22 protein-coding genes and 1 riboswitch are annotated in these 20234 nt (G+C 43.8%); all 22 genes read right to left on the bottom strand.

Annotated features, from left to right (window positions below; all coding sequences use genetic code 11):
* Window positions 1–7: 7 nt before the first annotated feature.
* A complete protein-coding gene (locus NFU07_RS06490) occupies window positions 8–967 on the bottom strand; it encodes a dipeptidase (RefSeq protein WP_251475977.1) in 960 nt (319 codons plus the stop codon).
* Entirely contained in the window at window positions 968–1690 is a 723-nt protein-coding gene (locus tag NFU07_RS06495) for a gamma-glutamyl-gamma-aminobutyrate hydrolase family protein (protein ID WP_251475978.1), read from the bottom strand.
* Between the two features lie 154 nt (window positions 1691–1844).
* On the bottom strand, window positions 1845–3227 hold the full coding sequence (locus NFU07_RS06500; RefSeq protein WP_251475980.1) for an LLM class flavin-dependent oxidoreductase: 1383 nt from the start codon (window positions 3225–3227) through the stop codon (window positions 1845–1847).
* Window positions 3228–3255: 28 nt separating this feature from the next.
* A complete protein-coding gene (gene ssuE, locus NFU07_RS06505) occupies window positions 3256–3801 on the bottom strand; it encodes an NADPH-dependent FMN reductase (protein WP_251475982.1) in 546 nt (181 codons plus the stop codon).
* Between the two features lie 100 nt (window positions 3802–3901).
* Window positions 3902–4011: riboswitch (SAM riboswitch) on the bottom strand.
* 41 nt (window positions 4012–4052) lie between these two features.
* Entirely contained in the window at window positions 4053–4643 is a 591-nt protein-coding gene (locus NFU07_RS06510) for a DedA family protein (protein WP_251475984.1), read from the bottom strand.
* 20 nt (window positions 4644–4663) lie between these two features.
* Window positions 4664–5776 (bottom strand): MGDG synthase family glycosyltransferase, encoded by a 1113-nt coding sequence (locus tag NFU07_RS06515; RefSeq protein WP_251475986.1) that lies wholly within the window; start codon window positions 5774–5776, stop codon window positions 4664–4666.
* A gap of 1 nt (window position 5777) precedes the next feature.
* Window positions 5778–6347: a hypothetical protein gene (locus NFU07_RS06520; protein ID WP_251475988.1), complete on the bottom strand. Its 570-nt coding sequence runs from the start codon at window positions 6345–6347 to the stop codon at window positions 5778–5780.
* A gap of 185 nt (window positions 6348–6532) precedes the next feature.
* Window positions 6533–6802, bottom strand: coding sequence for a hypothetical protein (locus NFU07_RS06525; protein WP_251475990.1), 270 nt, complete (start codon window positions 6800–6802; stop codon window positions 6533–6535).
* A gap of 110 nt (window positions 6803–6912) precedes the next feature.
* The gene (locus NFU07_RS06530; RefSeq protein ID WP_251475992.1) at window positions 6913–8151 is read right to left on the bottom strand and encodes a dicarboxylate/amino acid:cation symporter; all 1239 of its coding nucleotides are present in this window, start codon (window positions 8149–8151) and stop codon (window positions 6913–6915) included.
* A gap of 435 nt (window positions 8152–8586) precedes the next feature.
* Window positions 8587–9573: a quinone oxidoreductase family protein gene (locus tag NFU07_RS06535; RefSeq protein ID WP_251476000.1), complete on the bottom strand. Its 987-nt coding sequence runs from the start codon at window positions 9571–9573 to the stop codon at window positions 8587–8589.
* A gap of 22 nt (window positions 9574–9595) precedes the next feature.
* Window positions 9596–10987, bottom strand: a complete 1392-nt coding sequence (locus NFU07_RS06540) for a short-chain fatty acid transporter (protein WP_251476002.1) — start codon at window positions 10985–10987, stop codon at window positions 9596–9598.
* 12 nt (window positions 10988–10999) lie between these two features.
* Window positions 11000–12523 (bottom strand): class I adenylate-forming enzyme family protein, encoded by a 1524-nt coding sequence (locus NFU07_RS06545; protein WP_251476004.1) that lies wholly within the window; start codon window positions 12521–12523, stop codon window positions 11000–11002.
* A 19-nt stretch (window positions 12524–12542) separates the two neighbouring features.
* A complete protein-coding gene (locus tag NFU07_RS06550; RefSeq protein ID WP_251476006.1) occupies window positions 12543–13316 on the bottom strand; it encodes an SDR family NAD(P)-dependent oxidoreductase in 774 nt (257 codons plus the stop codon).
* A 62-nt stretch (window positions 13317–13378) separates the two neighbouring features.
* A complete protein-coding gene (locus tag NFU07_RS06555) occupies window positions 13379–13729 on the bottom strand; it encodes a MaoC/PaaZ C-terminal domain-containing protein (protein ID WP_251476008.1) in 351 nt (116 codons plus the stop codon).
* Window positions 13726–14163: an FAS1-like dehydratase domain-containing protein gene (locus tag NFU07_RS06560; RefSeq protein WP_251476010.1), complete on the bottom strand. Its 438-nt coding sequence runs from the start codon at window positions 14161–14163 to the stop codon at window positions 13726–13728. The genes NFU07_RS06555 and NFU07_RS06560 overlap by 4 nt, the downstream gene beginning before the upstream one ends.
* Before the next feature lie 23 nt (window positions 14164–14186).
* Window positions 14187–15242, bottom strand: coding sequence for a phosphotransferase family protein (locus NFU07_RS06565; RefSeq protein WP_251476011.1), 1056 nt, complete (start codon window positions 15240–15242; stop codon window positions 14187–14189).
* 21 nt (window positions 15243–15263) lie between these two features.
* The gene (locus tag NFU07_RS06570) at window positions 15264–16109 is read right to left on the bottom strand and encodes a 3-hydroxybutyryl-CoA dehydrogenase (RefSeq protein WP_251476012.1); all 846 of its coding nucleotides are present in this window, start codon (window positions 16107–16109) and stop codon (window positions 15264–15266) included.
* Between the two features lie 18 nt (window positions 16110–16127).
* On the bottom strand, window positions 16128–16910 hold the full coding sequence (locus NFU07_RS06575; RefSeq protein WP_251476013.1) for an enoyl-CoA hydratase/isomerase family protein: 783 nt from the start codon (window positions 16908–16910) through the stop codon (window positions 16128–16130).
* Window positions 16911–16925: 15 nt separating this feature from the next.
* Window positions 16926–17672: a 2-phosphosulfolactate phosphatase gene (locus tag NFU07_RS06580; RefSeq protein ID WP_251476015.1), complete on the bottom strand. Its 747-nt coding sequence runs from the start codon at window positions 17670–17672 to the stop codon at window positions 16926–16928.
* Between the two features lie 25 nt (window positions 17673–17697).
* Window positions 17698–18282 (bottom strand): TetR/AcrR family transcriptional regulator, encoded by a 585-nt coding sequence (locus NFU07_RS06585; RefSeq protein WP_251476017.1) that lies wholly within the window; start codon window positions 18280–18282, stop codon window positions 17698–17700.
* A gap of 37 nt (window positions 18283–18319) precedes the next feature.
* Window positions 18320–18868, bottom strand: a complete 549-nt coding sequence (locus NFU07_RS06590; RefSeq protein WP_251476020.1) for a TRAP transporter small permease — start codon at window positions 18866–18868, stop codon at window positions 18320–18322.
* Window positions 18869–18891: 23 nt separating this feature from the next.
* On the bottom strand, window positions 18892–20217 hold the full coding sequence (locus tag NFU07_RS06595) for a TRAP transporter large permease (protein ID WP_251476022.1): 1326 nt from the start codon (window positions 20215–20217) through the stop codon (window positions 18892–18894).
* Window positions 20218–20234: the final 17 nt, after the last annotated feature.

The raw sequence follows: 20234 nt of genomic DNA on the forward strand, positions 1-20234 counted from the left end.
TCACCCCTCATCCTCTGGCTTTCGGAAGGTGCTCCAAGAAATTTCGATAGGCAAAGCCCTCCACTTCGCTCTCGCTAAAGTGCTTTTGCAACTCATGGATCAAATTCTGGAATTCCGAAGCATTTTCTAAGTTTTTCATATAGGCATCTATGCCATCAAAGTCCGAACCGATGCCAATATTTTTAACGCCGCCTAAACTGCTAAAATGATCGATGTGTTTAACTAAATCGGCTATTTCTACATTCTTCCCGCCTTCTTTAATGAAAGAAAGACAGAATACCACATCAATCATGCCATTTTTAGCAAACATCGCTTTCGCTTGGTCGTCGTCTAAATTCCGGGGATGATCGCATAAAGCTCGTGCATTGGAATGGCTGGCAATCGGATAATCGGCCAGTTCCATGACATCCCAAAACCCCTTAACGGATAAATGGGATACATCCGTAAGAATTCGGTGTTCATTATTCAAACGAACCACTTCTTTGCCCAGAAGCGTCAAACCGCCTCCTCTTGGTTCCCCGGCTCCGTCTGCGCATAAATTGGCATTGTTCCAAGTCAATCCAATCGAAAGCACGCCTAAACGATACAATTGGCGCAATTTCATCAAGTCATTGCCAAACGCATCGGCTCCTTCTAGAGTCAGAACTGCCCCAGTCTCTCCGTCTTTCAGCGAGTCGATGTCTTCCCATTTTTTGATATGCTTCATTGCCGGATTCTTCCCAAGAATTTCTGTATAGAACAAATCTACTTGTTCTAAGGCATGCTGCCATTTTTCATTGTCCGGCAAATCCGGATACAAAAAGATGGCAAAGAACTGGACATAAACGCCTCCTGCCTGCAAACGCTGAAAATTCGTATCAAGTTGATCAGAGTTCGTGAAATTCAACGGTTCCGTGCCGTAAAAAGAGCCTCGTTTAGCTAATTGGAGTTTTAGTAAAGCATCGCAATGCGTATCGATAATCTTCATTTATTCATCTCCTTCTTCCAGGCAGGCTTCGATGAACCCTTTAAAGATCTTCATGGAAGCTTCATCCGATGCAATCGCCATGTTTTCCGGATGCCACTGAACGCCAAGGACAAAACGGTGCTCTGTACTTTCAATCGCTTCAATTACGCCATCACTTGCCTTGCCGCTGATTAAAAACGACTCAGGAACACGGCGGTTTGCCTGGTGATGGCGGCTATTCACCGTCAATTTCCGGCTTCCAGTCAAACGGTTCAACAAAGAACCTTCCGGCACATGCACATAATGGGAGCCGTGGAATTTCGGTGCCTTTTGTTTATGCTGCAGCAAATCCCCTTCTATTTGGTCGGTGATATCTTGATACATATCTCCACCGACCGCAATATTTAAAATCTGAGCGCCGCGGCAAACCCCCAAAATCGGTTTTCCGAGATCCAATACTTTCTTCATCAACTGAAGTTCAAAGGCATCACGGGATGGAATAATGACGCCTAAGTTCGGATGCGGTTCTTCCCCAAACAAGGTGGGATCGATATCATATCCGCCAGCTGCAAACAAGCCGTCAATGTGTTCGGCAATCTGCTCAATTTCGTCCTCGCTCCGTAAATGCGGAAGCATGATCGGCAATCCTCCTGCCTGCATAATGGCTTCAGTATCTGCTTGTTCAATTGAATAATGGTCGTGCCCTAACTCTTTTGATGCGGTAATCCCAATAATCGGTCTCATTCTGTTTCCCCCATTTACTTTATCTGAATATAATAAACATACAGAATAAAAAGCTAAATTACTAGATGATTTAGGGAAGTTCTTTCTTTTCACAAAAAAAAAACCATGAAGCAATGGAGATACTTCATGGTCACAAGCAAACTGCAAGAGCGTTTTAAATCACTTCTGCTTTTTCCAATGAAAACTTTTTTCCGTGATGATGAGCGGGCAGACGGTCGCCTTTTCCAAATAAGCTATCGCGCAATGTGCTCCCCTCATATTCGGTCCGCACTAAACCGCGCTCCCGTAAAATCGGCACCACCAACTCGATAAAATCTTCGAATGTTCCTGGGGTTATGGCATAGGCGATATTAAAGCCATCCACTCCAGCTTCTTCCACCCATTGCTCCAGAGTATCAGCCACTTGTTCGGCTGAACCGACTGTATAAGCGCTCATACCGCCGATTCCGACAAATTCCTTGATGTCCTCCACTGTCCATCTTTTCTCTGCATCAATTTTGGTGAAGTTTTCCAAAGCCGATTGGATGGAATCATTTTCGATGTATTCCAATTCCTGATCAGGCGCATAGCTCGACAAGTCAATTCCTGTCCATCCGCCGAATAAAGCAAGTGCCCCTTCGTGGCTGATGTGTTTTTTGTACTCTTCGTATTTTGCCCATGCCTCTTCTTCGGTCTTTCCGACAATTGGCGTCAGCATCGTCAAGATTTTCACTTCTTCACGAGAGCGCCCGGCAAGTTCTGCCTGCTTGCGCAATTTATCCACTGAACGTTTTGCCGCTTGAATGGTTGGCGCCCCAATAAAGACACATTCAGCATTCTGCCCTGCAAATTCCACCCCTTTTTTAGAAGCCCCTGCCTGATAGAGAACGGGAGTCCGCTGCGGTGAAGGTTCCGATAAATGAGCGCCCGGCACTTTGTAATATTTGCCTTCGTGATTGATATCATGGACTTTTTCAGGGTCTGCATAGATGCCGTTCGCTTTGTCCAATACCACTGCATCCTCTTCCCAGCTTCCTTCCCAAAGCTTATAGCAGACTTCCAAATATTCTGCCGCGATATTATAGCGTTCATCGTGTTTTACTTGGTCCTCTAAACCGATATTGAGTGCCGCGCTTTTCAAATAGGAAGTGACAATGTTCCATCCGACGCGCCCATTCGTCAAATGGTCCAATGTCGACATTCTGCGGGCAAATGTATAAGGATGTTCATGAGTCGTCGAAGCGGTAACGCCGAAGCCCAAATGTTTTGTCACTGCGGACATCAATGGCACCACTAAAGCAGGATCATTAACCGGAGATTGGGCGCCTTGCCGAACAGCCGCATCTCGTGAACCTTTGTACACATCGTAAGTTCCGAGTACATCCGCCAGGAAAATAGCATCAAAACCGCCGCGCTCCAAAAGCTTTGCCAACTCAATCCAATATTCGCTTGTCTTATACGTATGAGACCGATCTTCTGGATGTGTCCACAAGCCTGGTGACTGATGGCCTGCACAGTTCATGTCAAAAGCATTCAAGTAGATCCTTTTCTCTGCCAATTGCTTCTCCTCCTTAAAAAATCTTATATTATGCGCTCGTCACCGGCTGCCTTTCGATAATCTCTAAGAAGTATTCCAGCTGCTTTTTCAGCCGCTGCTCAACTTCTGCTTCAATGATTGGCTGATGTGGATTCGTTTTATCAATTTGGCTGTCGACTAGGTAGATGCCTTTTAAACTCTGTCCTTTCAAGTTCGCAAGCAATGGTTTTAAGGTGTATTCAAGCGCCAATAAGTGAGCAGAACTTCCTCCCGTCATCAACGGCAAAACCGGAGTCGCTTGCAGAACATCTTGCGGCAAGAGATCGATCAATGCTTTCAATACACCTGAATAGGCTGCTTTGTAAACAGGCGATCCGACAATAACTCCCCGTGATTGGTGGAGTAATGTACTGATTTCAGCGATAGCCGGACTGCCGAAGCGCCCTTCGAACAAATCTTCCTGCGGAACGTCCCTCACGGAAATGTGGGCGACTGAAAATCCTTGTTTCTCTAATAATTCACCTAAATGTTTTAACACCAATTCAGATCTGGATTCCTTCGCAGGGCTTCCTGATAAAATCACAATTTCACTCATTTCATTCTCCCTTTCTGTTGAACCGTTTTTTTCAAAAATAAAAAATAGCCCCCTTTTCTCGATATCAAGAAAAGAAGGCTATTAAATCTAATAGGTTCTGTCCTTATCTCTCAAGAAAAAAATCTTCTTGCTGGAGTTAGCACCTTTCTGACAAAGTCAGAGGTTGCTGAAGCGTCAACGGGCCAGTCCCTCGGCTTCTCTGGATAAGTTTATTTAATTAATGCCTATCATAATGCTAGGAATTAAAAGTGTCAAGCATTAAATTTATTATTCTGACTTCTCGTTTTCATATAGAGCCAGATGCCAATTGCACCAAGGAGAACAACAATATAGCCGTACATTGAAATTTGATTGGCTGCCACAAAAGATTTAAAAGCGTCGTAATTCCCATTAAAATAATGGCCGATGCGAAGCATGGCAAAGCACCAAGGATAAATGCCGATGAAAGTCAGCGCTCCATACTTCCCAATTGGAGTCCTGCTCATGCCCGCCAGATAAGAAATGTAATTTCCGATGCCAAATGGACGTGAAATGGCAATGCTCCAAATGCCGTAGCGATGAAATAATATAGAAGCCTTCTTTAATCCTTTATCGAATTTTTTCTGAAAGAAGGTTTGAAGTTTATTGCCCAGGAAATAAGGAATTAAACTTGCGACACTATAGGCCACTGCCAAGCCGGCCGATAACAAGGCAGTGACTGCAAGGCTATGATTCAACAATCCGCCGTAAGCAATCACAAGGGCCACTCCGGGAAACGGCATAGACGATCCTTCTAAAAACATCACACTGAATAAGCCCAGCATCCCTAAACTTTCAAGAAAAGCCAGTATCCCTTCAACCATACCGCTCACTCTCCAGTCGCTTAATTGCCCACTAAAATCTTTTCGATTTCCGGGTAAATCTCATCCGAGTTCTTCAGGTTCAAAGAACTTTTATAAGCTTTGACGCGTGTTCGAAATCGTTCAATGATTTCTTCATCCGCCAAGGTCTCATTTACAAAATCCATTAGCCGGCGCCCTTCAGGAACCGCAAACACCAGTTTTTCCTCCAGTAAATAAGCCAGATTGATTTCTTCCTGCCCTGGAAGAGCCGCTGGAATGAAAATCGGCAATTCTTTTCTTAGCGCTTCGCTGATAGTGACTCCTCCCGGTTTTGTCACAATAGCATCAGCTTCGTTGTACAGCCTATTCATTATCTCCTTTGAAGAAATGTAAGGAATCGCATGGATGGCCGGATGGTTTAAACCGATGATTTTCTGCTGGAGTTTTTTGTTGGTTCCGCAAAGAACTTGAAAGCTCCATTTTTCGGCACTGATTTCTTCATCCAGTTGGTCCAAGACTTCGCTTAGTCCAGTGCTTCCTCCTGAAACTAAAACAGTTAATTGTTTTTTGGAACGATGATCTTTTTGATTGCTGAACTTTTCACTCACCGGTATGCCTGTTACAAAAACGCGGCTTTCGGGAATTCCATCGCTATGGCATAACGTTCCTTTAATCGCTTGGTTTGGTGCAAAATGATAATCGATGCACGCTCTTCCCCATACATCATTCACGAAAAAATCCGTATACACATTCAGGCAAGGGACTTTGCATTTCCCTTGTTTCTTCAGCTTATTGATGAACAGCGAAGGAAATCCATGCGTACAAATGATCAAGTCAGGTTTTTCCCTTTCTAAAATTTCGCTGACTTTTTTCATAAAAAGCCATTCATACGTTCTATGGCTCTTTTCTTTTGGCGATCTGTATGCAAATTGCCGATAAATCCATGCATAAGAGTTAGGCGCTCTCCGGATCCAATTCAAATACGCCTTAACTGTTGCCGATTCGATTTTTGCATTCCATTCACTCAACAAATCAATCTTTTTGCATTCAACTTCCGCTGAATGGCCTCCGATGAATTCACTCATCGCTTCTGCTACTTGATGATGGCCCGAAGGCATACTGTTCAGTAAGGGAAATATCAATACTTTCTTCATATCAAAGCGCCTCCATCCATAACTGACTTTCTTTTTTATCTATCTTTGGAGAACTTAAACGCGGATAGTCTGCTAATGGTCCGCTGTAAACCAGTTCCAAGGACTGGGAACAGAATATATCTCTTGGCATCGTTAAACGCGGAGGCTTCGCAGAAATTCTGATGCCTCCTTCCCTCAGCACTTCCGCTACAAATTGAGAACAGAAAAACGAATTTTCGCATCCAAGCCCGCGTTTTACCACCACTCCGAACAATCCCGTTAAATTATACTTATAACGGTCACGGTCCTGTTCCATAGCAGAAACGAAGTTTTTCATCGCTCCAAACCCCTCAGCATCAACCGAGCATTTGAATACCGCGCATTGCGCTCGCTGAAATAAGTGATTGCCCATTTCTTCTTTTACAAAGCCGCCGTTAAAAGCATTCTCCGCATTTTTCCGTCCAAAACTATAGACTTCGGCCAAGTCAGAACTAAACGCTAACGAAACGTGACTGTAAGGATGGCGCGTATACGTTTTGATCAATTTTGATAAGGATGTTTTCGTGTCTGTAAAAAGAATGTAGACGTCCATTGCCGCATCTCCTCTACTGCTGCCTTCTGCAGCACCGGTTAATAAGTTAACTTAAGTTTAGCTCCACAGAAAAAACGGAGCATCGGGCGCAGGACTTTTCCTTTACAGGACTTGAGACGTAGTTGGATATAAGCCGTTGTTACATTTAGCCAAATAAAAAAAGATGCATTTCTGCATCTCTCGCTTCAGCCTTCCCATTGCACTTTTGTGGAATAAACCAATTTCTCACCGATAAAAATCAAACATTTCGATTCCAGGCAATGGATGCCGATTGAAACTTTGATATTTTCCGTTTCGCCGTCTTCATTTTTTAGCTTTCCGAACAGCCGTGAACCGAATGCAAATCCAATAAATTCATCCTGCAATACTCCATCGACGTAAAGCTTTTGGCTGCCTAAGTTTTTCTCAACCCGTATATTATGCAATTTGTATCGGATTTTCCAAACATCGTACATCTCTTCGCCTCCGCTTCTATTCTTTAAAGACAGTATACCATCAAAAGTTCAGATAACTGAAAACAGCCCGCTTTCACTATAAAGTGAAAGTGGGCTGCCATTTCTTATGCTTATGCTTCTTGTTTTCTAAGATCTCTTTTGCCTTCAGTTTCCGCTACATAAACTGCACATGCCGCATCTCCTGAAATATTGATAGCTGTTCTCGTCATGTCTAACAAACGGTCAATTCCGATCACCAAGCCAATTCCCGCTACAGGAAGACCCACGCTGCTCAATACCATCGCAAGCATAATAAGGCCAACGCCAGGAACTCCAGCTGTACCGATACTTGCAAGAACCGCCGTCAGAACAACCGTTGCCAGTTCAATAGCCGTCAAATCAATGCCATAAGCTTGAGCGATGAACATTGTCGCCACCCCTTGCATAATCGCGGTGCCATCCATGTTGATGGTGGCACCAAGCGGCTGTACGAATGAACTGATCGACTTCGGAACGCCCAATTCTTTTTGGGCGACTTCCATCGAAACCGGCAAAGTGGCTGTACTGCTTGACGTACTGAATGCGACTGTCATAGCAGGTGCGAACTTTTTGAAAAACCAAATTGGATTTTTCTTAGCCAAAAAGGCGATGGTCCCGCCATATGTGATGGCCGCATGGATTGCTAACGCTGCCAGTATGACAAGCATATAAGCCCCCATTGCTTTCATCGCTGAAAATCCTTGTGAACCAACTGCTGTTGCAATCAATGCGAATGTGCCATAGGGAGCGAACTTCATTACAACGCCTACCAGGTACATCATCACTTCATTGCCTTGCTCCATCAATTTAAGCAAACCGGCTGTTTTTTCTTTTAGCGCGGTTAAAGCCAAGCCGACAAATACGGCAAAAACAATGATTTGCAGCATATTGCCTTCTGTCAAAGCCGCTAACGGGTTAGATGGAATGATATTCAATAAGGTATCGACTACTGAAGGAGCTTTTTCAGATTCAAAAGAAGCCCCTTCTAAATCAAAATCGCCAGCAAGTCCCGGTTCAATCAGCGCTGCCAATGAAAGGCCGATTACAATAGCGATCGTCGTCGTCACTAAAAAGTAAGTAATCGTTTTCAAACCAATCCGGCCAAGCTTTGCTGGATCTCCAAGCCCTGCTGTTCCAAGTACAATAGAAAAGAATACAAGCGGCACAACGAGCATATTGATCAAGCTCAAAAATAATTGTCCAACAGGAACAAATACGTATGTATTTAAAGTCTCAAATGATCCGGGTGCAAACAAATTGATAAGCAAACCAACAATTGCCCCTAAGACCAATCCAGTTAACACTTTCACAGTTAAACTCTTTTTTTTCATTCATCATCTTCCTTTTTTTAGATTAGGCTTTAGTTTACCCGAAAACGAATTAATTTTACAGTAAAATATCATTATACTTTAATAAAAATAGCGTATATTTATGTAATGATTTATGAAAACTGTTCGGGTTGCAACATTCTCTGTTCCTCAATACCCTTGATTTATCTTAATTAATCTTGAAGTAGAGAACTTTTTTCCCTTATTTCCAAGACTGTATGAATATGCATTAAAAATTAATATTAGCTATACAAGTATAGCTTTTTTCACTATTTATATAATTCACAAAAAGTCATTTTATTTCTGTATAAAAAAACAGATGTAGATTCTTAAATTCTCATTTTAGTTTACAGTTTTTATCTCTAGAAAAACAAAAGACCGTATCCGCTAAAAATAGCTGGATACGGTCTTTTTCCTTGCGTTTAATTACCTCGTTTTTCACGGCAACAGCATCACTTTCCCAATGCTTTGCCTGCTCTCAATATGGGCATGTGCTTTTGCAGCTTCTGCTAACGGATAACGTTTCGAGATCGGGATGTTCAATTTTCCCTGCAGCAATAATTCCACAATGGCCCCAGCGGCTTCCTGTAAAAATTCAGGGCGCTGTTTTCGGTAAGTACCCGTACTGTATCCGAGTACCGAGCGGCAGCTGGAATGGAGGTCTGTCGTTTTGATAATGCCCGCTACAGAACCTTCATTGGCGTGGCCAAAACTTACGATCCTGCCGAATGGCGCTAAGCATTCCAGGCTCTTTTCAAAATTGCGGCCGGCTATCGTATCTAATATTACATCTGCCCCTTTGCCATCCGTTAAGCTGTCTACCCGCTCTGTAAAATTTTCAGTCGAATAATTGATGACGTAATCTGCACCAAAACTTTTTGCTGCCGCTATTTTTTCATCACTGCCAACTGTCCCGATAATTTGGGCCGCACCAAAAATTTTGGCCAGTTGAATCGCAGTCGAACCGATGCCTCCAGCAGCCGCGTGAATAAGGATCGTCTCTCCCGGCACGAGACGGGCCATTTTCTTAATGACGTTATAAGCTGTAATCCCAATTGTCAGCGCAGCGGCAGCTGTTTCCATCTCCAATTCGTCTGGCGCATTGAAAGTGAGAGCTTCATCCGCTGCTACGTCTTCTGCATAGGATCCTTCCTTTGGGAATGCCATGACGCGCTGACCCACTTGAAAACGGGTTACCGCTTCCCCTATTTCAATAATTTCTCCCGCACAATCGAGTCCGGGAATAAATGCTGAACCTGCTTCAACTCCATGATACTGGCCTTGGCGCGCTTTTATATCGGCAAAGTTCACACTGATGGCGTGAACTTGGATCAACACCTGATTTGACGCAATAAGCGGCTTGTCAATTTCCTGAAGCGCCAACACTTCGGGTGGGCCAAATTCGTTCACTACAATAGCTTTCATTCGATAACGCCGCCTTTACAAATTAAAATATCAACATACACGCTCCGATGACCAAGCCTCCGTAAATCAAAGCAATCATTGTATAGCCCATGATGTCGCGGATCTTCAGTCCAGCAATCGCCAACAGCGGAATTGCCCAGAATGGTTGGATCATATTTGTCCAGCTATCGCCCCAGGCTACTGCCATGACCACTTTTGCCGGATCCACTCCCATTTCAAGCGCTGCAGGGATGACAATCGGTGCCTGAACAGCCCATTGGCCGCCTCCGGAAGGAATGAAAACGTTCAGTATGCCAGCAGAAAGGAATGTCCATAGCGGCAACGTGTCAGCGCTGGAAATATCAATGAAAAAGTTTGATAAAAGGACAGCCAAGCCCGAAGCTCCGAGCATCCCCATGATGCCTGCGTAAAACGGATATTGCAGAACAAATTGCCCCACACTGCTAACCGATTTCAATAGGCCTTCAGCCAGTTCGCGTACGTTAGCGAATAAGAGAAGAGCAGCTGTTAAGAAAATCAAGTTGACCGTATTTAAATCCAATGAGAAGCCATTGGTAATGAAATGGTTGATCAAATAACTAAGTCCCAAAAATCCGCCGATTAGCGGGATAAGGCGCGTCTTTTCGATTTTATCGTTTGGATAATTCGTTTCTTCTATCTTTTCTTCCACTACGATTTTATCTTCCAAACGAGCTTGATCGACAATGTAGCGGTCTTTCGGATTTTTCGGATGGATAAAGCGCATGACAAAAGGCAAAGTGAAAAATAGAATAAGGACGATTGCAATATTCACGCCCGACATCAAAGTTTCCGAAATTGGCACGACGCCAATGTCTCCTTCGAAAATATGTCCGGCTGTTGCAACGAATAAGGCTGGTGAAGAAGACAACCCGCCTTCCCAGATTAAGAAGCCGGAATAGCCTGCAGCGACCAGCACTCGGTAGTCGACATCAAGAACTTTTTTCGCAACCAGTTTCGCCATAATCCCTGCAACGACCAATCCGAAAGCCCAGCTGATCATAGAAGCAGCTAGTGCAGTGAAAGTCACCATCAGAATAGCGGAATTCGGTGTTTTGCATTTAGCTGCAATTTTTTCAAGCGTATTGGAAACTGTCTTGGTCAAAGCCAATGCATAACTCAAAACAAATGTGGTGATTATTTGGGCAGTGAAAGTTAATAGTCCCCACATGCCATCTCCCCAATACCGCATCATATCGAGTGGGCTCGAGTCCGTGAAAATAACTCCTGCAATAAAAGCAATAGCTGTTAATATGATCGCAAATACAAATGCATCCGGCAGCCATCTTTCCGCAATTCGGGCAAAGAATCCAGCGACTCTCGCCAGTGGATTATTTTTCTGGGCATTTAAGACTCTCTCTCTTTCTAATTCTTCAGCACTCTTCACTTCCACCATTTTCATTCCTCCTCATACCCATTTTTTCATTTGGTGTTTTTGAATCTTCCCTACAGACGTCCGGGGGAAATCTTCTGTAATGTGAACTTCTTGCGGAACTTTGAATTTCGCCATCCGTTCCCGGCACCATTCAACCAATTCATCACCGGTTGCAGACACCCCTTCTTTCAAAATGACAAAAGCATGAATTGCTTCTTCATATACGGGATCCGGAACCGATATGACAGCACTTTCAAAAACAGCTTCATGTTCATTTAAAACAGCTTCCACTTCACCTGCTGCAATATTCTCGCCGGCCCGCTTCATCATGTCTTTTTTCCGGTCGACAAAATAGAAACGGCCGGTTGCCGGATCTTTCCTTGCCATATCTCCGGTATACAGCCAGCTATCCTGAATAGCCTCTTCCGTTGCTTCCGGATTTTTGAAGTATTCTTTCATGATGGTTATTCCCGGCTTGCCGTAGACCGTAATTTCACCTTCTTCTCCAATTTCCACTTCCTTTCCTTGTTCATCTCGCAGAATGACTTGGTAATCGCAAACTTCTTCACCTATCGTTAAATGATCCGAATCATCATTCAGCGGCCGCATTAAAGGAATCGCCACGGTTTCTGTCATGCCATATAATTGACGCAGCGGCACTTGATACCGCTCTATAAACAAAGCATATTGCTCATCTGTCAAAGCCTGGGCATAGATGATTAAGCGAAGCTTGTTATCCGCGTCTTGCGGATCGTAGTCTTTTTTCAGGATCATTTTTATTGGAGCTGAGAATAATGACCCGATTGTAGCGCCAAGCCGCTTTGCCTGCTTCATATAGTTCGTGGCGCTGAAAATTTCTGTAATGGCAATGCTGGCCCCGGCATATAATGCGGGCATCGCCATATAGTATTGCCCGTTTCCATGAAACATTGGCAAGACGATCATTGGACGGTCGGTCTTTTGATAGCCTAAAAGCGAAGACATTTTCTCTCCTGTATGCAAGTAATTCCGGTGGGTCAAAACCACGCCTTTCGGTTTGGAAGTGGTTCCGGATGTATAAAGGATGGCTGCCTCATCTTCAGGTGAAATCACCGGAAGCTCTTGAAGCGTTTTGGATTTCCTGATTTCTTCCTCCATCCAAATCCCTTCTTGGCCGCTCCCAAGCCTTGAAAACAGCAATGGAAAATCGAATGAAGCAAACTTCCCTTCATATTCTTTTTCTGTGATAATCAATTTACTTTCAGAATGTGCAGTCAAATAGTTCATTTCTTCTTTTGCCGAAAGAATATTTGTTGGCACCATGACGGCCCCAATGGACAGAATCGAAAACCATGACAGCATGAATGCCATCCCGTTTGGGAGATGAAGCAATACTTTATCTCCTTTTTGAATGCCGTATCCTGACAGGACATTTGCCAGCTTCTGCACATTCTCTCCAAACTCACGGTAAGTCATCGTTTCTATTTCCCCGAGCCTGTCTTCAACTAAAACAAACTCTTTATCAGGATTCTCTGCCGCTTTCTCTGCCAACAACGCTTGAACAGATTGATAGTTCATCGAAGCCACCTCACAATTTTTAATTTGCGGTCCATCCTCCATCGATATATAAGGTCTGTCCGGTCACGTAGCTGGAAGCATCCGAAGCGAAAAAGACTGTGGGTCCGATCATTTCTTCCACCTCTCCCATTCGCTTCACCATCGTACGGTCAACAATTTTTCTAAGTCGTTCCGGATCTTCCAGGAAATGCGCGGTCATTGGCGTCTTAATATAGGCAGGAGCAAGTCCATTAACCGTGACATTGTATTCGGCCAGCTCCGCTGCCCAGACTTTCGTCAATTGATCCATGCCGCCCTTACTTGCTGCATAGCTCGTTTGCAAAGCATTTCCGACTTTGCCCATGATTGATGAAATATTGATGATGCGTCCTTTCTTCTGGTCCATCATTCTTTTAGCAGCTTGCTGTCCTACAAGAAAAATCCCTTTCAGGTTGGTATCAAGCACCCGGTCCCAATCTTCTTCCTCCACGTCAATCAACAGCTTCCGGATATTCATGCCGGCATTATTGATCAAAATATCCAACTGGCCAAATTCTTCGTCAATGTGATTGAATAAGGCTGCAACCTCTTCTTTGGAAGTCACATCGGAAACTTTCCAACTGACTTTGCCGCCTAATGCCCCCAGTTCTTCTGACGCTTCTATCAAAGCATCTTCATGGCGCCCTGTAATCATCACTTCCGCTCCGTAATGCACAAGCCCTGAAGCTATTGCTAACCCGATGCCTTTGCTTCCCCCTGTAACGAGGGCTTTCTTGCCTGTCAGATCAAAACTTGGAAAAGCAGAAATTTGCATGCCCATGCCTCCTAAACAAAATTAATCGAATGTTGCAAAAATTTAAGTTATCCCAATACGTGTTAAAGTTCAAAATACCCCGTGAGTTTAATTTCTTCATCTGAATCTTTAATCACGATTTCTCCTTTGCTCCCATCAAACGATCCATTGATGAAAAGTTCAATCCCTGGATAGGTGACTGCTTGAAACCGGACTTTGAATAAGCTGAGCTGTCTATCCGGAAACCATTCGGAAATCGCTTCGCCTGCCCATCCCATCAAAAACATGCCATGGGCAATGGCGTCTTTCAATCCTTTTTCACGAGCTACACTTGGAACCGTATGTATTTCGTTAAAATCGCCTGATGCTCCTGCATATTTAACTAAATCTATCGGTTTGATCGGCGGTTTCTTTATCAGCGGCAATTCTTTCATTTTTTCGCAACCGTCCTTTCAATCAAAGTCGAACGATTGATCAATACGAGTTCATCTTGCTGGTTCTTATAGACCGTTTCAAGCTTAAAAAAATTCATTGATTTTTTCTGTATACACTCTTTTACAATTGCTTGTGCAGCAATGGTATCGCCTGCGTAAATAGGACGGATATATACGTACTCCTGTTCACCGTGCAGCACATAATTCGGATTTAAGCCGATTTCCTGAAACAATTGATAAAAATCCCGTGTGTTCCAAAAATCGATCACCGTCGCAAAAGTTGGCGGAGCCGGTATTGCCGGATGGCCGTTTTCTTTTGCGCGGACTTCATCGAAGTAAACGGGATTATTGCTGCCGATTGCTTTTGCGAATTCCTTTATTTTGCCTGCTTCTACTTGGAAAGGTACATAATCGAATGTGATCAATTCAGTCATCATACACCCGCCTTTTTATCGCTTTACAGCAAATTATTCCTGCGTGTTTCATTGGCCATTTCAATTAGATTGCGTACGGCAATATTCAATTCACCAAAACGGTCATCATCAATTTCACCGATTTTCCAACGGTAGTGGATTTGCTGCAGAATGACTGCCAGTTTATAGAACCCGAACGTTACGTAATAGTTAATATTCGATACGTCTCTTCCACTTGCTTTTGCATAAGCTTCCACAAATTCGCGTCTAGTGTAAAATCCTTTTTGGCTAGTGACGATATTGATGCCCATATCCGGGTCATCGGGCTGTCCCCAATAAGCTACAGTCGATCCCAAATCACTCATTGGATCGCCAATCGTAGAAAGTTCCCAATCTAGGATGCCAACCGCTTTTCCTGGATCCTGAGCATCCAGCACCATATTGTTCAACTTAAAGTCATTATGGACAATTGTCGTTTCTTGGGTCTTTGGCAAATTGGCTGCCAGCCATTGTTCCAATTCGCTCAATTGCGGGATGGATTCCGTTTTAGAATGGTCATAGCGTTTAATCCAGCCTTTTACTTGCCGCTCAAGAAAGCCTTCTGGTTTCCCCATATCAGCAAGTCCCGCTTTTTGATAGTCAATCGCTTGAAGCTGTGCAAGTGTCTGAATAACCGTTTGAGAGATCTTCGGCCCCGCCTGCTCGGATCCTCCGTAATTTTCTGGGAGCACGTCATCAATCACTACGCCTTGTTTTTTTTCCATGACGTAGAAATGCTTGTCCATGATTGCCGGGTCTTCGCAATATACATAAGGCTTTGGCGCTAATGGAAATACCGGATTCACTTTCTCAAGCATGCGAAATTCACGTTGCATATCATGCGCTTTTGGCGGGACTTCCCCAAATGGTGGCCGGCGCAAAACGCCTTCCCAATCGTCAATATTCAATAGATACGTTAAATTGGAATACCCTTCCGAAAATTGGCGGACATTCAATTTTCCATTTGGTAAATCCGGAATCGATTTCCGCAAATGCTGTTCTACGATTTCCCAGTTGATGGCGTCTTGTACTTTCCCGATTTCCTGTTTCGCAGCGCTCATAGCTATCTCTCCTTTCAAAGCTCATTCGTATTTGAAAAATCCTTCTCCTGATTTCCTTCCCAGTTTGCCGGCCCGTACGTATTTTTTCAATAAAGGCGCGGGGCGGTATTTGGAATCATTTGTTTCGTTGTAAAGCGTCTCCGCTACAAAGAGCATCGTATCCAGGCCAATCAGATCCGTTAAGGCAAGCGGACCGATTGGGTGGCTCGCTCCAAGCATCATCCCTTTATCGATATCTTCAGCCGAAGCGATGCCTTCCGATAATACAAAAATGGCTTCATTGATCATGGGCGTCAAAATCCGGTTGACCGCAAATAATGGAGCTTCTTTTACCGAAATCGCGGTCTTATTGAATTGCTGAGCTACTTCGTGCGCCACTTTAAAAGTGTCATCGCTTGTCTGTTCACCGCGGATAATTTCAACCAATTGCATGACGGGAACCGGGTTGAAAAAATGCATTCCAATGACTTGGCCGCTCCGTTCTACAGCTGCTGCCATTTCTGTAATGCTTAGCCCTGACGTATTGGAAGCAAAAATAGCAGTAGGCTTGCAAATTTTATCAAGCTCAGCAAATAGTTCTTTCTTAGGTTCAATCTGTTCAATAATCGCTTCGATGACCATATCCACATCTTTCAGTTCTTCTATTTTGCCCGTTGGCTGGATCCTTTCTCTAATCGCATCCGCTTCTGCTTGTCCGATTTTTCCTTTTTCCACATTCCGGGACAATGTTTTTTCAATTCGCTTGATGCCTTTCTCGAGCCCTGCTGTGTTCAAATCATATAAAACCACTTGATAATTTCCTTCTGCTGCCACTTGGGCAATTCCATTGCCCATAATTCCGGCTCCAACCACTGCAATCTTTTTCATAGGCGATCCTCCTTCGCTTTATTTCCCTTGAAAGACAGGTTTTCTTTTTTCTTTGAAGGCCTTCACTCCTTCTTGCATATCTTCTGTACTCACCAGTTTCGAAAACAAATACGTTTCCAATTCCTGGGCTTCAGCAAGCGAAAGTTCAATTCCTTCATTTATTGCCCGTTTTGCATTTTGCACAGCAACTGGTCCTTTCGCTGCTATCTTTTCTGCAAGTTGTTTCGCGGCTTCGTAAGCCTCGCCTTTTGGAACGATCCGTTCTGCAAGCCCTGTTTCATAAGCTTCTCTTCCTGACAACAAAATACCTGACAGTACGAGTTCCTTTGCTTTTCCAATGCCGACTAAACGGGACAGGCGCTGCGTCCCTGCATATCCCGGCAGGATTCCAAGCCCCGTTTCTGGAAGCCCGAGCTTTGCGTCTTCTTCAACTACGCGGATATCGCAGGCAATCGCGAGTTCAAGCCCTGCTCCCAACGCCAGACCTTGGATGGCACAAATAACCGGAGCCTTGGAGTCTGCTAACTTATCGAAAACCCGTTTTCCCTTTTCGACAAGCTGGATTCCCGTCTCTTCTGTTAATGAAGGGAATTGGCCAATATCGGCGCCTGCTGCAAATGCTCTTTCGCCTTCTGCACATAAAATAACGACTCGGATATCCGGCCATTCGGCGATTTCCTCAATTGCTGTCCCCAATTCAGAAATAACTTGATCCGTCAGCACATTTACTGGCGGGTTCGTTAATCTCACAATGGCTAAATGCCCATCACGCTCTAACTGGACGAACTCGCTCTCCTTCATTTCTATTCAACCCCTTCACCCATTTCTGGAATTTATTTTAGCGGCTGCGTTTCTAATTTCCCCGTCTTCCACCACTGGGATGACTATTAACTGCTCATGCTTTCGGATAATCAGTTCCATGGAATCTGCGAAATTGAATCTTTTCAGCAATTCTGCCGTTTCGCTTTCATACAATTCCATAAAACCATGGGCTAAAGATGCTTGATAGGATGACTTTGCTAATTTGGCTGCATCAGAAAGCACGTAATCACCTTTTGCAGTCAAGTGTTCCACAATCTGCCCGGCTCCAACAAAATCCTCCATAGAGAACCGGTCATCATTTCCTGAACAAATCAACACAATCGATGACCCATCTTGCTGAATGTGAAGCTGTTCGGCAATCACATGGCCATTTACTAGAGATGAAATGAAAAGTGTTTTCGCTTTTGCTGCTTTCTCAATCGCTCTCGTGCCGTTGGTTGAGCAAATGATAGCTGCCTCATGGGCGCTGCATGGTTCGATCATGCAGGGATCCGGATATTGAAATCCCTCGATTAACTCTCCCTTTGTTTCTCCGAGAAGAAGATAATCGCCTTTTTGTTCCGCTGCCAGAGACAACGCACTTTCACTGTCTTTTACTGCATAAATGGGCCCGTAATTATGCTCCAACAGAAAAGCAATCGTGGAAGTTGCCAAAAACACATCAATGACAACTGCTGAACAGCCGATTAGCTTTTCTTCTTTGACCGCTTCTTTCTGTGTAATTACGTGAATTCTCCTCATGTATTCCAATCCTTCATGTGTATTTTCAAAGCAACATTTTAATGAGGAATTCTGCGTAGATTTCTTCGATTTCCTCTTTGCTGAATTCTCCTTTTTCCGAATACCATACTTGAATCCAGTTTGTGGCTCCAAGTATGATCATGCGGGCCATTTTTTGCTGCCTTAAATTAAATTCGCCTCTTTCTACGCCTTGTGCAATGATTTTATCGAACAGCCCGGCATACGCATCCCGTTTTTTCACGATATCTTCAATATTCTCTTCCGAAAAAATTTGTTCCGGTTTTACTATCAGATTAAAGATTTCTTTTTCCTGTATCGCGATATCCAAATGCACTTTTATGGCTTTCTCCATTTTGTCTTTCGAAGAAATGTCTTCTTGATAGATGTCTTCCATCAACTCCATGGCACCCGTGAGGATAAGATCATGGCAGTGAAAAAGCAATTCTTCCTTGTTTTTAAAATAATAATAAAGCGAGCCCTTCGTCATTAGCAGTTCGGCAGCGATGTCTTCCATAGTCGTTTTATGAAATCCTTGCCGTGATATGACGGAACTTGCGGAGCGAAGGATATCCTCTTTTTTCTTAGCTGCTTTTCGTTCACGTAAACTCATGGCATTACCTCATTTTTTAATAGTATAAAAATGTGTATTATAGTAATTCTTCCGGCTTGTCTTCCACTTCAACCATCGTCAAAGAAGGCTCTTTTATCAAAATGTTCCGGATCAGAATGAATAGATTCTCAATGACAATCATGGCAAATGCGATCGGGATCAAGAAAAATAACGGATATAAAGGATAAAGTGTTCCGGCAGCAGGGAAAGCCGTCTTTCTTTCCAGTCCACTCATTGCATATTCCCAGCTAAACTGGACAATAAGGACGAGTACAAAAAGTTCCAATAAAATCATCAGGAAGATAAGAACTTTTTTCGCTTTTTTCCCAATTTTATCTAACACTAAATCCATTTTTGGCAATACTCCAGAAGCGTACACATACGCGAGACCCGGAAATACCACGAGCGGCATCATATAATTCTGGATAATTTCAAATCCGCCGCGGATTGAACTAGAGAAAAGAGAGCGGACGGCTACGTCGTAGACAATGAGGAACATCATCACTAAAACGCTGATGCCGCTGACCCATATTCCTGCCAGTTTTACATAATCAAAAATTTTATAGGCTTTCCATACACCATTCATGAAGCTTACCTCCTTTCATTAATTCACATCGAATTCGGAAGCCATGTAGCGAGTCCCGGAAATGCAATCATCAAACCGCAGACCACAATCATGGCCACAATAGCAAATACCATTGCGATTTTGAATATTGAGCCTGAGTTGATTCCGCTGACGCCTGCTACAGCATAAACGCTAAGGCCAACCGGAGGAGTGATCAATCCAATGGTACAAATAACAGCGATAAAGACACCGAACCAAAGGACATCAACCTGAAGCTCCTGGATAATTGGCAAGATGACCGGAATGGACATCAAAATGACAGCGGCCCCTTCAATGAACATGAACATAATGAAAAGAGCAACTGAAATGGCGATTAGCACAAGAACTGGCGTATCCATGATCGGCTCGATAAATTCAATCAATTTTCTCGGCAATAGCGACAGAGAGACAAAGCGCCCAAAAATCTGTGCATCAATCATGATAATCATGACCATCCCCGTCAGCTTGACCGTTTCAACAACCGATACTTTAAAGAAATTGAAATTGACTTTTCCGAGGACCAGTGCTGCCAGCAATCCTACAAATGCTCCGACTGCTCCAGCTTCAGTAGGTGTGAAAAGGCCCGAGTAAATGCCTCCGAAGATAACGAGAACGATGACAAGTGCGATAACGCTAACTGTAATTAGTCGAAATGCCGATAATTTTTCAGGCGTTCCGGCTGTTTCTTTAATTTCCGGTTCATTCACGGGCACCGTTTTTTTCCTCTCCAAACGGAAATACACGAGCATCACTAAGATAAAGACAATCATCGTGAGTATGCCCGGGATAAAAGCGCCGATAAACAAGCTGCCTACAGGCGTCTCAGTCGCGACTCCGTAAAGAATTAAGATAATGCTTGGCGGAATGATGCCGGATAAAGATCCGCCTGATGAAGCGATTGCTCCAGCGAGTGGTGCACTGTAGCCATGTTTTCGAAGCTCAGGAATCGCTACTTGTCCAAGCGAAGCGGCTGTTGCCGTACCTGAACCTGACACCGCTCCAAGCATCCCTCCAATAATCAATGTGAGCACTCCGAGAAGACTGTTTTTTCCTTTTGATACTTTATGGACCATATAGAAGATATCCTGCACAAGCCCCGACTGCAGAATAAATTGAGCCATTAAAACGAAAAGGGGAATTGTTGTCAGCGTATAGCTTGCTACCCGGTTAAACGGTTCGTTTCCGAGCAACCCCGGCAGAATGCCGAAGCCTTCTAATAGGATCAAGCCGATGATTCCGCTGGCAAGGAGTACGGAGTGAATGTATAAACCCGCAATCAACAAGACAATCATCATTGCTATAATAATTCCAATAACCATTAAATTATCCATATGAAGCCACCCTTCAA

The sequence above is a fragment of the Planococcus sp. NCCP-2050 genome (assembly GCF_023708025.1).
In the GTDB taxonomy this organism is placed as follows: domain Bacteria; phylum Bacillota; class Bacilli; order Bacillales_A; family Planococcaceae; genus Planococcus.

Excerpts from the sequence above, each read along its gene's own strand:
- NFU07_RS06535 (WP_251476000.1), bottom strand. The coding sequence starts at position 9,573 with ATGAAAGCTATTGTAGTGAACGAATTTGGCCCACCCGAAGTGTTGGCG.
- NFU07_RS06575 (WP_251476013.1), bottom strand. The coding sequence starts at position 16,910 with ATGAAGGAGAGCGAGTTCGTCCAGTTAGAGCGTGATGGGCATTTAGCC.
- NFU07_RS06510 (WP_251475984.1), bottom strand. The coding sequence starts at position 4,643 with ATGGTTGAAGGGATACTGGCTTTTCTTGAAAGTTTAGGGATGCTGGGC.
- NFU07_RS06520 (WP_251475988.1), bottom strand. The coding sequence starts at position 6,347 with ATGGACGTCTACATTCTTTTTACAGACACGAAAACATCCTTATCAAAA.
- NFU07_RS06590 (WP_251476020.1), bottom strand. The coding sequence starts at position 18,868 with ATGAATGGTGTATGGAAAGCCTATAAAATTTTTGATTATGTAAAACTG.
- NFU07_RS06550 (WP_251476006.1), bottom strand. The coding sequence starts at position 13,316 with ATGCAAATTTCTGCTTTTCCAAGTTTTGATCTGACAGGCAAGAAAGCC.
- NFU07_RS06525 (WP_251475990.1), bottom strand. The coding sequence starts at position 6,802 with ATGTACGATGTTTGGAAAATCCGATACAAATTGCATAATATACGGGTT.
- NFU07_RS06495 (WP_251475978.1), bottom strand. The coding sequence starts at position 1,690 with ATGAGACCGATTATTGGGATTACCGCATCAAAAGAGTTAGGGCACGAC.
- NFU07_RS06580 (WP_251476015.1), bottom strand. The coding sequence starts at position 17,672 with ATGAGGAGAATTCACGTAATTACACAGAAAGAAGCGGTCAAAGAAGAA.
- NFU07_RS06560 (WP_251476010.1), bottom strand. The coding sequence starts at position 14,163 with ATGACTGAATTGATCACATTCGATTATGTACCTTTCCAAGTAGAAGCA.
- NFU07_RS06595 (WP_251476022.1), bottom strand. The coding sequence starts at position 20,217 with ATGGATAATTTAATGGTTATTGGAATTATTATAGCAATGATGATTGTC.
- NFU07_RS06540 (WP_251476002.1), bottom strand. The coding sequence starts at position 10,987 with ATGGTGGAAGTGAAGAGTGCTGAAGAATTAGAAAGAGAGAGAGTCTTA.
- NFU07_RS06565 (WP_251476011.1), bottom strand. The coding sequence starts at position 15,242 with ATGAGCGCTGCGAAACAGGAAATCGGGAAAGTACAAGACGCCATCAAC.
- NFU07_RS06515 (WP_251475986.1), bottom strand. The coding sequence starts at position 5,776 with ATGAAGAAAGTATTGATATTTCCCTTACTGAACAGTATGCCTTCGGGC.
- NFU07_RS06585 (WP_251476017.1), bottom strand. The coding sequence starts at position 18,282 with ATGAGTTTACGTGAACGAAAAGCAGCTAAGAAAAAAGAGGATATCCTT.
- NFU07_RS06530 (WP_251475992.1), bottom strand. The coding sequence starts at position 8,151 with ATGAAAAAAAAGAGTTTAACTGTGAAAGTGTTAACTGGATTGGTCTTA.
- NFU07_RS06555 (WP_251476008.1), bottom strand. The coding sequence starts at position 13,729 with ATGAAAGAATTGCCGCTGATAAAGAAACCGCCGATCAAACCGATAGAT.
- NFU07_RS06545 (WP_251476004.1), bottom strand. The coding sequence starts at position 12,523 with ATGAACTATCAATCTGTTCAAGCGTTGTTGGCAGAGAAAGCGGCAGAG.
- NFU07_RS06490 (WP_251475977.1), bottom strand. The coding sequence starts at position 967 with ATGAAGATTATCGATACGCATTGCGATGCTTTACTAAAACTCCAATTA.
- NFU07_RS06570 (WP_251476012.1), bottom strand. The coding sequence starts at position 16,109 with ATGAAAAAGATTGCAGTGGTTGGAGCCGGAATTATGGGCAATGGAATT.
- ssuE (WP_251475982.1), bottom strand. The coding sequence starts at position 3,801 with ATGAGTGAAATTGTGATTTTATCAGGAAGCCCTGCGAAGGAATCCAGA.